The sequence below is a fragment of the Bacillus sp. S/N-304-OC-R1 genome (assembly GCF_019749375.1).
Classification (GTDB): domain Bacteria; phylum Bacillota; class Bacilli; order Bacillales; family Cytobacillaceae; genus Cytobacillus.
Genome location: NZ_JACWFE010000004.1, coordinates 213,755 through 228,124, shown reverse-complemented (window position 1 = coordinate 228,124; position 14,370 = coordinate 213,755). Strand labels below are relative to the sequence as shown.

Genomic DNA, 14,370 nt, shown 5'->3' with positions numbered 1-14,370 from the left:
TGACCTCCTCTTTATCCTCTTCGTTGTCTTGCGTCGGTCGCACGTTTTAACGCTTGTCCAACATTATTTATACTTAACATCAATACTAGAATTAGTAATGATGCAGGTACCCAAATCCACCATCTAAATTGTAATGTTTGCGGGTTTCTTGCATAGCTGACAAGAGTCCCTAAGCTTGGTGTACTTTCTGGAAAACCAAATCCTAAGAAGGATAATCCAGATTCTAGACCAATATTGGCTGCCAAATTTAATGTCATTGAAACAATGATAATCGAACTTAAATTTGGCAGTACTTGTGTAAACATGATTTTCAAATGTGATGAACCTAAAGTCTTCGATGCATTTACATAGTCGAGTTCTTTTTCCTGAAGTGCCTTTGAACGAATTAATCGCGCTTTTCCCATCCATAGGAACGCAGTCATAATAAGCGAGAATGCTAGGATGCTATATTTAGGAACAATTGCAACGAATACGATTACGATCATAAGGAATGGCAAGATCATAAAGAAATCAACAACGCGCATCATGATGTTATCAACTGTTCCACCGAAATATCCTGAAATGAGTCCGTAAAATATTCCGATAATACCAGTCATTAGTGTGACAAGAATTCCAATTGATAAGGAATTTCTCGTTCCAATAATCAGTTGTCCAAAAATATCTCGACCGCCATAGTCAGTTCCTAGCAAGTGTTCACTTGAAGGAGGCTGGTGTATGGAGAACAAATCTACAGTTACAATCTCTTCTTGATTAAGAAATACCGATACTCCGTATACAAAAATGATTACAAATGTTAGAAAAATAAGGGAAATTAAAGCAACCTTATCTCTAACAATTTCACGCCAGACGATGCTAAAACCCGATGGACTTTTCTCCAACTTTTTTGCATTGCCCGCTATATCCAATTTGTTTGCTTCTATTTTCATTTGAATCACCTCGGGAATCTATCAAAATACCGTCTAAATTACTTAATACGAATACGCGGGTCAACAATACTTAAGATAATATCTGACAACAGTGCTCCAATAACAGTGGCAATTCCGATAAGGAGAACACAGGCTGTAACAACGCTATAATCACGAAGTAATACTGAGCCTAAGACTAATTGCCCCATTCCTGGGTACCCAAAAATGTTTTCGATGAAGATGGAACCGCCAATTAGCCCTGTAATTTCATATCCGAAAAATGCTGCAATCGGCAATAATGAATTTCGTAGAATATGACGATTATAGACTCTAGATTCTGATGCACCCTTTGCTCTTGCTGTTTGAATAAAATCCTTTTGCTTAACATCAATAATTTCACTTCGCAAATATTGAACAGTAGATACTGTTGCAATGAGAGCTGTTGATAGAGCAGGAAGCATCATATGATAGATTTTGCTCATAAAATAATCGAATGTCCCTGGCTTTAACCCTGGTTCAACACTTCCACCAGTAGGAAACCATTCAAGATAAAATCCGAAGAACCATAGCATAACTAGTGCAAAAATAAATAGTGGCATGGCAAATCCAACATACGTATAACTTGTAATTAGCCGGTCTGCCCATGAATCATGAAAACGTCCACTCGTAATTCCTAGCGGGATGGCAATTAAATAGGTTAATAACAATGTAAGTAAAGATAGCCATACAGTGTTCATTATTCTTTGGCCAAGCAGTTCTGTTACAGGCATCTTATAATGAAAGGATTGACCAAGATCACCTTGAACCGCTCCTTTAACCCAGTTGCCATATTGCACATACCACGGATCATTAAGGCCAAGTGCTTCCCGTTTCGCTTCTATTGTTTTCGGGTCAATATTTGGATCGACCATTCCTGTTAAAGCATCTCCCGGCATCATTTTTGCTAGGATAAATACGATTAAGCTTAAAATAATGATTTGAGGAATCATTGTGATTAAACGTCTTACGATAAATTTCCACATACTATTCAACCTTTCTCAGGCAGAGCCACAAAATGTGTATTCGATATTGATTTCAGTTTGTAAGCTAAACCCTCGTCATCAAAGTACTTTTCATACGAATTCTCGTACTCTTTCTTTACTTCTTGACGGAATTTTAAGTGCTGATCGCGGTTATTAGGATCGATGTCAGGGATTGCCGCAACAAGCCGCTTCGTGTAAATATGCTGCGGATTTTGAAATATGTCTTCTGGCAACCCTTCTTCAACAAATCTTCCTTTGTACATGATCCCTATACGATCACACATATGCTTAATGACACCTAAGTCGTGGCTAATGAATAAATACGTTAAGCCCAGTTCTTTCTGGATTTCCTGCATGAAATTTAATACTTGGGCTTGGACAGAAACATCCAATGCTGATACAGGTTCATCAGCAATGATTAGTTTCGGCTTTAAGGCAATAGCTCGTGCAATCCCAATCCTTTGACGCTGACCGCCAGAGAATTCATGCGGATATTTGTATACGCTTTCAGGACTCAACCCAACTTGCTCCATTAATTCCTGAACTCGCTTCATCTCTTCTAATTTAGTTAATTTCTCATAATTTCGGATTGGTTCTGCGACAATATCGATAACCCGTTTTTTGGGATTTAATGAGGAATACGGATCCTGGAAAATCATTTGAATATCTTTGCGGACATCCTTACTTACGTTTTTTATATGAGTAATATCCTTTCCTTCAAACAATACCTTCCCGGATGTAATGTTATTTAGTCCGATAATTGCTCTCCCGGTTGTTGTTTTTCCGGAACCTGATTCTCCTACAAGTCCATAAGTTTGACCTTTTTCAATTGATAATGAGACTCCATCTACGGCTTTAATATGACCCACCGTTTTGCCAAACATGCCTGATTTGACAGGAAAGTGAACCTTTACATCTTCAACTTTTAGAAATGACATGATCTTATTCCTCCTTACTTTCATGAGGGAAGTAGAAATCTTTATAACAAGTGCACCGAACAAAATGCCCTGGGCTTACCTCATGCAGTACAGGATTCTTTTCATGAGAAGTCTCTTTAATCCACGGTATTCTTGCGCTAAATCTGCAGCCTTCTCTCGGAAGATTTTGTAATGAAGGAACAACCCCTTCGATCACATGAAGCTTTGCTTTTGCCTCAGCGCTATTTGGTACTGAATTCAGTAATGATCTAGTGTATGGGTGCAATGGATTTTTAAAAAGTGTCACGACGTCAGCAATTTCAACGATTTGACCAGCGTACATAACGGCTACACGGTCTGCCATTTCAGCTACTACCCCTAGGTCATGCGTGATTAGGATAATTCCTGCTTGGCTATCCTCTTTTAATTCTCTAATTAAATCGAGAATTTGTGACTGAATCGTAACATCTAATGCAGTTGTCGGTTCGTCGGCAATTAGTAGTTCTGGTTCGTTAGCAATGGCCATCGCAATTACTACACGCTGTCTCATTCCTCCTGATAGTTGGTGAGGAAATTGATTGAACACATGCTCTGCTCTGAGAATACCAACCTTCTTAAGCAATTCTAGTACTCTCTCTTTTCTTTTCCCTGCTGATTGGCTTTTATTATGGATAAGAAGGATTTCACCAATCTGGTCTCCAATCGTCATAAGCGGGTTTAAAGCAGTTAGCGGATCCTGAAAGATCATCCCCATATCTTTCCCGCGCAGTTTATTTAATTCATTAACTGAACTTGTAGCAATATTTTGACTTTTATAAAGAATATTACCCTCTATCTTAGCTCTTGTATGTAAACCCATGATTGAAAAGGCAAGTGCGCTTTTCCCGCAGCCAGACTCTCCAACTATGGCAAGCAATTCATTCTTATTAACTGTTAAAGATAAATCGTCCACTGCTGCATAATAGTCATCTTTTATTCTGAATGAGGTCTTTAAGTTTTCTATTTTCAATAATGCATTACTCAACATAATCACCCTTATGGAAAGATTCTTAGGACCTGATAATTTTTACCTAAATAAATCTTATATTAACAACAATATTTATTTTTTGAATTTCTGTTAATTAATGTTACTTTATAATATTATAAATATTTAATTATTTCAATATAAAATATTAACATATTTCAAAAACCGAAATAATTTTAATTATTCCTATTTTTTAAAAAATTATTAGGGACTTTCACTTGATTACCTTCGTTTTCCTTGTAAAATCTAGGTTTGTGACGATTTAATTTATTCTATTAACACCTTACTTATTTATCAATAGCATGAAATATTTTGTAATATTGTTAATATTTATATACCATTATTAATATTTTAATAAAAACATTTTCGCGTCTTTTTTACTATTTTTCAGGTATATATAACCAATATAGTAAATATCAAGAGAAGGCGATTGGAAGATCCGTCCTAATTCCTAGAATGGGTAATATCGGTAATTTTATGACATAATAATTGAGTGGGTCAGATAATATATAATATTTTTAAGGAGCGATTCATAATGATTTCGTTAAACGGAAAAACAGCCATCATTACTGGCGCTGGCAGAGGGATTGGACGTGCCGCTGCTATTGCCTTGGCAAAAGAAGGCGTCAATATTGGATTGATTGGATTAAACATGGATAATCTTGAAAAAGTGAGTGCGGAATTGGAAGAATACGACGTTAAGGTGTCCGGAGCAGCGGCTGACGTTGCAGATCTTGAAGCTGTCCAGCACGCAGTAGACCACATCAAATCCGACCTCGGATCGATAGATATACTTATCAACAATGCCGGCATTGCAAAGTTTGGTGGATTCCTAGACTTAACCCCTGATGAATGGGAAAACATTGTTCGAGTAAATTTAATGGGTGTCTACAATGTCACAAGAGCCGTACTTCCAGAAATGATCGAAAGAAAATCAGGCGATATTGTTAATATTGCATCTACAGCTGGTCTTAAAGGAGCACCCGTCACAAGCGCCTACAGTGCTTCGAAATTTGCTGTCATTGGCATGACCGAATCACTTATGCTTGAAGTTCGCAAACACAATATTCGCGTAACTGCCTTAACACCAAGTACTGTCGCCACAGACTTAGCACTTGAAAACAAACTCATTCAAGAAAATGCAGAGAACATCATGCAGCCTGAAGATTTAGCCGAACTGATTGTCGCTGGATTAAAACTGAACCCGAGAGTATTCGTGAAAACAGCTGGACTGTGGGCTACTAATCCTTAAGGATATCTAGATAACGGTCAACTCTACTTTTTTTCTCATCAAGATGGCCGTCATCTGAGGTATGACGGTCAACTCTACTTCTTTTTCTTATCAAGATGGCTGTCATCTGAGGTATGACGGTCAACTCTGCTACTTTTTCTTATCAAGATGGCCGTCATCTGAGGTATGACGGTCAACTCTGCTTCTTTTTCTTATCAAGATGGCCGTCATCTGAGGTATGACGGTCAACTCAGCTCCTTTTTCTTATCAAGATGGCAGCCATCTGAGGTATGACGGTCAACTCTGCTTCTTTTTCTTATCAAGATGGCCGTCATCTGAGGTATGACGGTCAACTCAGCTCCTTTTTCTCATCAAGATGGCAGCCATCTGAGGTATGACGGTCAACTCTGCTTCTTTTTCTTATCAAGATGGCCGTCATCTGAGGTAAAACGGTCAACTCTGCTTCTTTTTCTTATCAAGATGGTCGTCATCTGAGGTATGACGGACAACTCAGCTCCTTTTTCTTATCAAGATGGCAGCCATCTGAGGTATGACGGTCAACTCTGCTTCTTTTTCTTATCAAGATGGTCGTCATCTGAGGTATGACGGTCAACTCTACTTCCTTTTCTTATCAAACTGGTCGTCATCGGCAGGATGACGGACAACTCCTCTCATTTAATACCCAAAAATGGCCGTCATCGGAATAATGACGGCTATTCAAATCTTAACTAACATAGTCAAAGTACAGCCTATTAGCGTACCCGCTTGCTAGCCCAGTCAATAAAATTATGAACAACTGTGTCTAAAAATTTAACGGTTGGTTCGTGAGTGATGTTTCCGTTTTCGTCCATTTTTTCATGAACGACACCGATATACACTTCATTTCCAGGCAGCAGTGGTGATCCTACCCCTGGGCAGAATAATATGTCACGTAAATGCTGCTGTGCACGAACCGTTCCTAATGTTCCCATCGTTGCACCCATAATCCAAGAAGGCTTGCCGATCATAACCTTCTCCACACGAGACAACCAATCAATTGCATTTTTCAGAACTCCAGGAATGGAATAATTATATTCTGGTGTTACCCAAAGAACCGCATCTGCCTCCGCAACCTTGTTTTTAAATTCACGAACCTGTTCTGAAGGATTTAATTCAATATCTTGATCATAGTGTGGGAGATCGCGAATATTTAAAATCTCGATATCTAATTGCTCTTTATATTTATCCTGAATATATTTTGCCAGCTTAAGATTATATGACTCTTTTCTAATACTTCCAACGATTGCAACAACTTTCATATGTAACCCTCCAAATTTTAAAATTGTTGATTTATCAACGTTCATTCATTTTTGATTCACATTTTGGCGAACCTTGGTTAGTATTCTTCTTAATTCAACAATTTCTTCCTGTGTCAGCCCTTCATTTATGAGCTGCACAATCTGTTGGTTGATCGGGGTAACCTCTTTCCCTAGTATTTTCCCTTTTTCCGTTAAATAAACTTCAACAGCGCGCCGATCACTTTGGCATACTTCTCTGCGAATAAAACCCTTTTTCTCTAAGGTAACGATCATTCGGGCTACTCCAGCTTTATCCTTATTTAGCCTTGCTGTGATTTCATTTTGAGAAATCCCCTCACGCTCCCATAGAAGAGCCATGATCAAATTTTGCTCCGAAGTCAACTGAAAAGGCGCTAACTGCTTATTCACATAACTTGTGATTTCAAGATCAATGGTATGAATAAATACCCCAATATTTTCTAAAGCTCTATATTCCAAAGTATCACCTAAATTCGTTGATATATCAACTATTATTATCTCTACTTTACTAAAAGCAAAAATACCTGTCAAAACAAATGCATAAAGTTTATCAAAAAAAGACCAGCCGTAATGTTAAAAACGGATGGTCTTGCTAGGTTAAAAAATCTCTTTTACACCGTTAACAATTGTATTGACTGCTCACGGAGTTTGAATTTTTGAATTTTCCCGGAAGCGGTCATTGGATAGGCATCCGTGAATTCGATATATTTCGGAATCTTATGTCGAGACACTTTTTGTTTAAAGGATTCTTTAATTTCTTCAGCAGTTGCTGTTTCCCCATCCTTTAGAATAATCCACGCCATGACTTCTTCGCCATATTTCTCATCAGGCACTCCAATTACTTGGGCATCCAGAATTTTAGGATGAGTATACAAATACTCCTCGATTTCCCGCGGATAAATATTTTCTCCTCCACGAATAATCATATCCTTCAAACGTCCAGTAATTCGGCAATAGCCATTTTCATCCATTACCGCTAAATCCCCTGTATGAAGCCAGCCTTCTTCATCGATTGCTTCTCTCGTCGCTTCATCATTCCGGTAGTACCCTTTCATAACATGATATCCCCTTGTACAGAGTTCGCCCTGCTCATTAACTGGCAATTCGCGGTTTGTACCTGGTTCTACAATTCTGACCTCTACATTTGGCAGCGCTCTGCCGACAGTTTCCACTCTTAATTCAACGGGATCATTCGTCCGAGTCTGTGTAATGACCGGCGATGATTCCGTTTGACCGTAGCAAATCGTAATTTCAGTCATATTCATTTTATTCATAACAGCTTTCATCACTTCAACAGGACAATTCGATCCAGCCATAACTCCCGTACGAAGCGTCGAAAGATCATATTTTTCAAAATTAGGATGGTTAAGCTCTGCAATAAACATTGTCGGCACACCGTGGAGAGCTGTACACTTTTCCTGCTCTACCGTCTTCAGCACTGCTTCTGGATCAAATTCCTGAACCGGAATCATCGTTGCCCCTACACTCACACAGGCAAGAGTTCCAATTACGCATCCAAAGCAATGGAAAAATGGAACAGGGATACAGAGCCGATCCTCTTTCATGAGTTCCATGCATTTCGCGATATTATATGCATTATTCGTTAAATTACTATGAGTGAGCATTACACCCTTTGGAAAACCAGTTGTTCCTGATGTGTATTGCATATTAATGACATCATCAGGCTCCAAAGCAGACATTCTTACAGTTAATTCTTCATCTGTTACCTTATCAGCCATCCCCAAAATATCTGACCAATTATAAGTGCCAGGATATTTTTTCTCACTAAGAACAATGACGTTTTTTAAAAGAGGAAGCCTTTTCGATTCAAGCTTGCCAGGCTCTGAGGTTCTTAGCTCTGGACAAAGTTCATAAATCGTATCGATATAGGAGTTTCCCCGATATTCTTCAATTAAAAAGAGTGTGGTGCTATCGGATTGTTTTAAAAGGTATTCAAGTTCTGAGGAGCGATAATTCGTGTTGACCGTTACTAAAACAGCACCCATTTTTCCTGATCCAAACTGTAAGCTAACCCATTCCGGGACATTCGTTGCCCAAACTGCCACATTTTCACTCTTTTGCACACCAAGTGCCATTAAGCCTTTGGCCACCTGCTCACATACTGTATTGAATTCACTGTATGTATAACGAAGATTGCGGTCGGGATAAACGAGCGCCTCATGGTTAGGCATTTCGAGTGCCTTTTCAGTTAAAAGCATACCTATACTTTTACGGATCAATTCGGTCATTTTCTTCCTCCTGTCTTTTAGCATGCTAATAGGGCGTGCTAATCACTGTGGTTTTAAACAATCTGGTGCACAATTGTTTTGCATAAACAATTGTGTGGGTACTGTTATGGCTTTTCAAACGTATTATTCTAAAATAAAACTTCAACTACAGCACCCATTAACATTTTTCGCCATTCGCAGCCATCATTCCTGCTTTTCCTCATATAATCTAAATAATTGAATTCGCACATCATTTGATCAATATATGTTAACTTCCAACCGTTTCTCTGGAATTAGAGCGCCAGTGTGCTAGTTTCTATTAACCTTCTAAATTCTTCAGATGAGACTGGTTTTCCGAACAAGTAGCCTTGACCGTAAATAGGCTTTTTGTTTTTGGTCAGAATGTTTACTTGATCTTCTGATTCGATCCCCTCTACAACTACTTCTAGATTGAGATTTAAAGCAATGTCAATAATAGCACTGATGATTGATTGTCCTGCATCATCTGATATTTCATCAATAAATGATTTATCAATTTTGATTGAATCGATGGGCAGTTTTTTCAAAGCATAAAGAGAAGAATAGCCGGTACCAAAATCGTCTAAGGACGTTTTCACGCCAATCGTCCTCAACTCATTCAAAATTCTCGTAGTTTCGGTAATATTCTGCATTATGCTTTCAGTAATCTCTAATTCTAGAAATTTAGAATCAAGTCCCGCCTCTTGCAAAGCAGTTTTTACATTATCTACAAAAAGGCTGTGCTGGAATTGCCGCACCGATACATTCACTGATAGACGCAGTGGAGGAAATTTGGCTAGCTGCCACACTTTCATTTGCTGGCAGGCTGACTTCAAAACCCATTCACCAATTGAAACAATTTGTCCAGTTTCTTCCGCAATCGGGATAAATTCTAAAGGTGAAATCGATCCTAACTCCGGATGCTCCCAACGCAGCAGCGCTTCCATCCCCACTATCTTTCCTGTCACTAAATCTACTTTTGTTTGATAATGAAGGGTAAACTGCTCATTTGCAATGGCCTTTCTCAATTCATTTTCTATTTTCATTTTTCTCGAAATAACTTCATTTAACTCTGAGCTATAAAACTTAAACCGATTTCGTCCTCTGCTTTTTGCCAAATACATGGACGTATCTGCATTTTTTAACAGCGCATCACTGTCTTCGCCATTATCTGGATACATGCTTATGCCAATACTGGGAGTAATGGATATTTCATAATTTTTTATCATGAAGGGATCTTCAAATGTCTTTAGAATGGCATCAGCGGTACGTTGGCAATCTTCCTCAGTTGTTTTTAGAAGAATGATAGTAAATTCGTCTCCCCCAACCCGATAAATGCGACAACCATCTTCAATACAATTCCTTAATCGTTGTGAGCACTCTTTCAGAAGAAAATCACCAATTTCGTGACCAAGTGTATCATTAATATTTTTAAAACGGTCTAAATCTAGTAATAATATCGCTGCCTTGAATTGTTCATCTCGTGCATTTTCTAAAATATTTTTTAGCTCAATTTGAAAGCAAGTGCGATTATTTAACCCAGTAAGTTGATCATGATATGCTTGATACCACAATTTATCCATCAATCTCCGATTCTTATTCGTGACAATTACCTGTCTTACAATCAGAAGCGATATGATTGCTGTTAAACCGATAACAAGTATATTCCACTGCCAATGATTGCTTTTAATGACTAAGATCATAAACAGAATGACGATTAAACTAATGAGAGAACTTCCATCACGTGTAATCGTTTTGGCATGTTTCCAACTCATCTCTTCCTTCGTTTTCGGCAGATAAAAAGTTGCAAAGCCTATTATTAATATTCTCAGCAGCCAAATAGGATCATTGAAACTTCCCGAAACATATAAGTCTGCATTTAATAAATAGGAATATATCGTATCGGCAATAATTTGAATAGAAAAACCGATTGCTATAATAAGCAGAAATTTCTTCTCCTCAGTAAATCGTGCTAAATATAAAATATTTAATATGTTAAAAAAGATAAATAAATCTGCAATCGGATAGGAAAGATTCAGAATAATGATATAGGTTGAATGACTCGAAAGTTCTAAAATTGGATTGATTAGATAGTGAAAACTAATTGAGAAGGCTGCAATAGTAAAGATTAATATGTTGTTCCAAAACGGTCCTTTTGAGAATGTTCTATTTAGTAACCTCAATTTATAGATTAAAGCCGCTAAAAAAATGGCATACGATGTTAGCCAAATTAAATGAGATGTTTTCGGAAAAGTGATTTCCCGATGAATAATTTGAATAAGAAGCCACATAAAATTCGATAGATAATAAAAAATCATTCCAATAATTAACAAGAGGATAAAAATCCTTTGAGTTCCTGACGTTTTCAGATATGCTCGAAGAAGCCATATGATGCTAACTGCCACTCCAATCAAAGGAAATAAACTTGCCCCAATCGACCGCAGCCATTGGTTATCTAAAAATAAGAAAATCCAAACGTAAAAAGTTACCATAATAATGATCATAAACCAAATAGCAGACCTAGCATTCCTCAACATGTTGATTCCCCATTTTTCAAAAAAATTCTCACTTAACGCTAGTCTAAAAATTCCTTTTTTATCATTCTTATTATTGAAATAATTCCCCCTATTGGAAAAAGTAGCACTATTTTATCATTTCATTAATCGAAAAAACAGTGCAATAGATGGATTATACGGGATAAAATACCTATTAATATACATAAAAATACTCCCCTTCCAGACGGAAAGAAAGCATTCTATTTCTTAAGACAATGTTGGTCTCTTTTTAATAGCAATAAACAATAAAATAAATTCAACAACTGCAAGAACAATTAATGTATTAATCAATAAATTATATGAATGATTAATATTATAGATAAAACCAGAAACAATTGGAGTAATGGCTACACCAAGTGAATTAAATAAAGCGACTGTTCCATATTTGGCACTGTATTCTTTTTCCCCGTATAGGAAAGCAGTCAGAAACGCAGGCGCTACTGTAACCGCAGTCGCTCCTAATGCATTTAGGATCGTATACATAATTCCCGGGATAAGCAAATTCGCTTTTAACAAGAATAAAAAGCCTACAATACTACCTGCACAAACAATAAGTACAGTTACAATTGCCCCTAATTTATCGAAGAATCTTCCTACTAATAGCTTAGTCACAATTAGCATTCCTGAAGCAAGTGATAAAAGGAGTGCTGCATGTTCCGGCGTCGTTCCGATATCAGTTAAATACGGAACAAAATGGACGATCATGCTATTTACAACAATTGCTGCAACCAGGATTCCTACACATAATACCCAGAAAGATACAGATTTAAATGCTTCTTTTTGTGAAATTCCAGTCAACTCTTTTGGCTGATCAGGCTGAACTGTTTCAGCATCACCAAGCGGCAATAGACCTTTATCTGCCGGGCTTAGCTTGATGACAAAAAGCACAAGCGGAATAATCAATACCGCTATTAATACACCGATTGTAAAGTAGGCTGTTCTCCATCCATAGTTGCTAATAAGCCAAGTAACGAGCGGACTTAAAATCATCCCGCCAAAACCTGTCCCCGATAACGCAATACCTAATGATAAACCGCGCTTTTCGACGAACCAATTTGTAATTAGAACGGAAACAGGTATCATCGCAGCACCTGAAAGTGACATGCCCATCGGTATCGCAAATATAATGAAATGTGTAATGCTTGTTGCATACGAGAAACCAAAATAAGAAATCGCACCAAGCAGAGTAAACACAGTCAAATACAATTTAAATCCCATTTTTTTCATTAAATTGCCCGCGATCGGAGCTGTAAGCATACCAACGAACGCCATCACTGAAAAATAAGAAGTAAATGCCGTTCTTCCAATGCCAAGTTCGTTCGTAACTGGCACTGTAAATAGCGAAATTAAGTTAGCAATTGGGGCATAAAGAAATGTCATAATGACAAAACATGCCGCCAATACCCACCAACCATAAAATACTTTTCCTTTTTGCTTCATCTTTCTCATCCCCACTATCATAATTTTCCTTGGTATTATCTTTAAATTACTTAATGACGTTTTATCTATCTAGTAAAGCATGCATTACTCCTAACTAGGTCCTACGATCATTAAATATTTCCTGATTCACCAACCCGAAGTGAAATCGTTTACACGACATTATTTTTAATAAGCAAAAATTGTGCCAACTTAAAAGTATTTCAGAAAAATATTTTACATTTCGCTATTTACTACGAAAAAACCCTGCTTTTTAAATAATTATTTTTCGACAAAATATTTAACATTACATCACTTCAAATTATATTGAGATATTAAAATTTAGACATAGTAAAAAAATCTTTTCGTCAAAAGTAAAAACATTTTTACAAATACAATTCCCCAATAAACTCAAATGATTGAGAGCAGTCCTTAATATTAAGGATTGATCTCCCTTAATTGGAAAATTCCACATCGAACTCATCATCCCTATTATTCCTAAGGTTGGACAAATAATTACAATATCGGTATAGAGTCCAGTAAGAAGAAATTTCTCTACTATAATAATAATATTTTGATTTCCTCCTAGTTTTTATTTTCAAGTGAACAAACAAAAAATGACCGACATGATTAAAACATGTTCAGTCCAAAATTTATGTAAAATGAAAAGGAGCTGCAAGTGATCAGCTCCTTTTCGGTACATTCTTATTCAAACAACGGACTAACCGCTTTTTCATTATGAATTCGATCAATTGCTTCTACTAATAATGGTGCAACTGATAATAGAGTAATTTTATTAATTCGTTTTTGTTCTGGCACTTTAATGGTATTCGTTATGACTAATTCTTGAAGTGGTGAAGACTGAATTCTTTCAATTGCCGGACCTGAAAGAACAGCGTGGGTGCAGCAGGCATATACCGTTTTTGCACCATTGTCTAATAGAGCTTGTGCGCCTGTTGTAATCGTTCCAGCTGAATCAATTAAATCATCGATGATAATTGCGTTTTTTCCTTCAATATTTCCGATGATATGCGTGATTTCTGTTTCATCATGTTCCGGGCGTCGGCGATCGATGAGAGCTAGTGGCACATTCAGCAAATTAGCCAGCTTTCTTGCCCTTACGACTCCACCATTATGCGGGGCAACAATGACAAGATCCTCTAATGCTTTTTCTTTAAAATAGTCTGCAAGGATTGGAATCCCCGTTAGATGATCAACTGGAATGTCAAAAAATCCTTGTGCTTGCGGCGAATGGAAATCAATTGTCAGGATTCTTGTAGCTCCAGCTGTTTCTAATAGGTTCGCGATAAGTCGAGAAGTAATCGGCTCCCGGGATCTGGCTTTTCGATCTTGACGTGCATAGCTGTAATAAGGCATAACGACATTGATCATTTTAGCAGATGCTCTTTTTAAAGCGTCTATCATAATCAGGAGTTCCATAATATGTTCATTCGTTGGCTCTGAAGCTGATTGAACAACAAATACTTCACATCCCCTGACACTTTCCCCGATATGAAGCTGAATTTCACCATCACTAAACTGTGTACTTGAGATTTTTCCAAGCTCACAACCCAAAAGCTTTGCCATCTCTGCAGCAAGCTCCGGATTCGAATTGAGGGTGAACATTTTGAAATTTTCTTTAAGTTTGTAGGACACCGATTATTCCTCCAGGTTAAATATTTTTATCTCTCATCAATACTTTATATTACATGAAATAATGTTTTCAAGATACTGTTTG

At 37.3% G+C, this 14,370-nt stretch carries 11 protein-coding genes; 1 reads left to right on the top strand and 10 read right to left on the bottom strand.

Going from position 1 to position 14,370, the window contains the following annotated elements; translation table 11 throughout:
• Positions 1-11: 11 nt before the first annotated feature.
• Genes H0173_RS06160 through H0173_RS06145 form a run of 4 tightly spaced genes read right to left on the bottom strand, consistent with a single transcriptional unit; the run spans position 12 to position 3,868 of the window.
• Positions 12-926, bottom strand: a complete 915-nt coding sequence (locus H0173_RS06160; RefSeq protein WP_221845467.1) for an ABC transporter permease — start codon at positions 924-926, stop codon at positions 12-14.
• 38 nt (positions 927-964) lie between these two features.
• Positions 965-1,927, bottom strand: a complete 963-nt coding sequence (opp4B, locus tag H0173_RS06155; RefSeq protein WP_221845466.1) for an oligopeptide ABC transporter permease — start codon at positions 1,925-1,927, stop codon at positions 965-967.
• 5 nt (positions 1,928-1,932) lie between these two features.
• Positions 1,933-2,865, bottom strand: a complete 933-nt coding sequence (locus tag H0173_RS06150) for an ABC transporter ATP-binding protein (protein ID WP_260631052.1) — start codon at positions 2,863-2,865, stop codon at positions 1,933-1,935.
• A 4-nt stretch (positions 2,866-2,869) separates the two neighbouring features.
• Positions 2,870-3,868 carry an ABC transporter ATP-binding protein gene (locus tag H0173_RS06145; RefSeq protein WP_313770612.1) on the bottom strand — a complete coding sequence of 333 codons (999 nt, stop codon included), beginning with the start codon at positions 3,866-3,868 and terminating at the stop codon, positions 2,870-2,872.
• A 535-nt stretch (positions 3,869-4,403) separates the two neighbouring features.
• Between H0173_RS06145 and H0173_RS06140 the strand changes: the two genes are divergently transcribed.
• Positions 4,404-5,120, top strand: coding sequence for a 3-ketoacyl-ACP reductase (locus tag H0173_RS06140; protein WP_221845464.1), 717 nt, complete (start codon positions 4,404-4,406; stop codon positions 5,118-5,120).
• A gap of 731 nt (positions 5,121-5,851) precedes the next feature.
• Here the strand turns inward: H0173_RS06140 and H0173_RS06135 are convergent.
• The 6 genes from H0173_RS06135 to H0173_RS06110 form a co-directional block, all read right to left on the bottom strand.
• Positions 5,852-6,397 (bottom strand): NADPH-dependent FMN reductase, encoded by a 546-nt coding sequence (locus H0173_RS06135; protein WP_221845463.1) that lies wholly within the window; start codon positions 6,395-6,397, stop codon positions 5,852-5,854.
• 45 nt (positions 6,398-6,442) lie between these two features.
• Positions 6,443-6,874: a MarR family winged helix-turn-helix transcriptional regulator gene (locus tag H0173_RS06130; protein WP_221845462.1), complete on the bottom strand. Its 432-nt coding sequence runs from the start codon at positions 6,872-6,874 to the stop codon at positions 6,443-6,445.
• Positions 6,875-7,026: 152 nt separating this feature from the next.
• On the bottom strand, positions 7,027-8,664 hold the full coding sequence (locus H0173_RS06125; RefSeq protein ID WP_260631051.1) for an AMP-binding protein: 1,638 nt from the start codon (positions 8,662-8,664) through the stop codon (positions 7,027-7,029).
• Positions 8,665-8,936: 272 nt separating this feature from the next.
• Complete coding sequence (locus tag H0173_RS06120) at positions 8,937-11,198, bottom strand: putative bifunctional diguanylate cyclase/phosphodiesterase (RefSeq protein WP_260631050.1); 2,262 nt, start codon at positions 11,196-11,198, stop codon at positions 8,937-8,939.
• A 225-nt stretch (positions 11,199-11,423) separates the two neighbouring features.
• A complete protein-coding gene (locus tag H0173_RS06115) occupies positions 11,424-12,656 on the bottom strand; it encodes an MFS transporter (protein ID WP_221845461.1) in 1,233 nt (410 codons plus the stop codon).
• A 681-nt stretch (positions 12,657-13,337) separates the two neighbouring features.
• Positions 13,338-14,288 carry a ribose-phosphate diphosphokinase gene (locus H0173_RS06110; RefSeq protein ID WP_313770611.1) on the bottom strand — a complete coding sequence of 317 codons (951 nt, stop codon included), beginning with the start codon at positions 14,286-14,288 and terminating at the stop codon, positions 13,338-13,340.
• Between the last annotated feature and the right edge of the window lie 82 nt (positions 14,289-14,370).

Bases quoted from the DNA above. Each gene is read 5' to 3' on its own strand.
- H0173_RS06160 (WP_221845467.1), bottom strand. From the start codon at position 926: ATGAAAATAGAAGCAAACAAATTGGATATAGCGGGCAATGCAAAAAAG.
- opp4B (WP_221845466.1), bottom strand. From the start codon at position 1,927: ATGTGGAAATTTATCGTAAGACGTTTAATCACAATGATTCCTCAAATC.
- H0173_RS06150 (WP_260631052.1), bottom strand. From the start codon at position 2,865: ATGTCATTTCTAAAAGTTGAAGATGTAAAGGTTCACTTTCCTGTCAAA.
- H0173_RS06140 (WP_221845464.1), top strand. From the start codon at position 4,404: ATGATTTCGTTAAACGGAAAAACAGCCATCATTACTGGCGCTGGCAGA.
- H0173_RS06135 (WP_221845463.1), bottom strand. From the start codon at position 6,397: ATGAAAGTTGTTGCAATCGTTGGAAGTATTAGAAAAGAGTCATATAAT.
- H0173_RS06125 (WP_260631051.1), bottom strand. From the start codon at position 8,664: ATGACCGAATTGATCCGTAAAAGTATAGGTATGCTTTTAACTGAAAAG.
- H0173_RS06120 (WP_260631050.1), bottom strand. From the start codon at position 11,198: ATGTTGAGGAATGCTAGGTCTGCTATTTGGTTTATGATCATTATTATG.
- H0173_RS06115 (WP_221845461.1), bottom strand. From the start codon at position 12,656: ATGAAGCAAAAAGGAAAAGTATTTTATGGTTGGTGGGTATTGGCGGCA.